The sequence below is a fragment of the Citrobacter sp. TBCS-14 genome, from assembly GCF_005280805.1.
Lineage (GTDB): Bacteria > Pseudomonadota > Gammaproteobacteria > Enterobacterales > Enterobacteriaceae > Citrobacter > Citrobacter gillenii.
Genome location: NZ_SZWM01000270.1, coordinates 1 through 559, shown reverse-complemented (window position 1 = coordinate 559; position 559 = coordinate 1). Strand labels below are relative to the sequence as shown.

At 52.7% G+C, this 559-nt stretch carries 1 protein-coding gene and 1 pseudogene; both read left to right on the top strand.

Translation table 11 applies throughout. From position 1 onward, the window contains the following. On the top strand, positions 1 to 188 hold a 188-nt coding region (locus FDX22_RS12455), incomplete at its 5' end, for a VOC family protein (RefSeq protein ID WP_186805307.1). 94 nt (positions 189 to 282) lie between these two features. Beyond that, positions 283 to 559, top strand: a pseudogene (locus FDX22_RS12450) (exonuclease domain-containing protein); the annotation flags it as partial.

Sequence of the window (559 nt, the reverse complement as noted above, 5' to 3'; positions counted from 1 at the left end):
ATATCGCCCTGAGCGTAGATAACGCGGCAGAGGCCTGTGAACGTATTCGTCAAAACGGCGGTAACGTAACGCGTGAAGCGGGTCCGGTAAAAGGCGGCACAACTGTGATCGCGTTTGTTGAAGATCCGGACGGCTATAAAATTGAGCTGATCGAAGAAAAAGACGCCGGCCGCGGTCTGGGCGACTAACCTCCCCTCGGGCGCAGATCGTCTGTGCCCGTAGTTTTATACTCATCATTTTGTCATAATACGCGCTGCAATTTTCCCGTATTAAGAGACCCAGATGTCCGATAACGCTCAACTTTCCGGTCTGTGTGACCGTTTTCGTGGTTTTTATCCTGTCGTCATTGATGTANCGCCAAAACCGATGCGCTGCTTGAAATTGCCGCCATCACTCTGAAAATGGATGAACAAGGCTGGCTGATGCCGGACATGACGTTACATTTCCACGTTGAACCGTTTGAAGGGGCGAATTTACAACCCGAAGCGCTGGCATTTAACGGTATCGACCCGAGCAACCCGCTGCGTGGCGCGGTCAGCGAGTACGACGCGCTGCATGC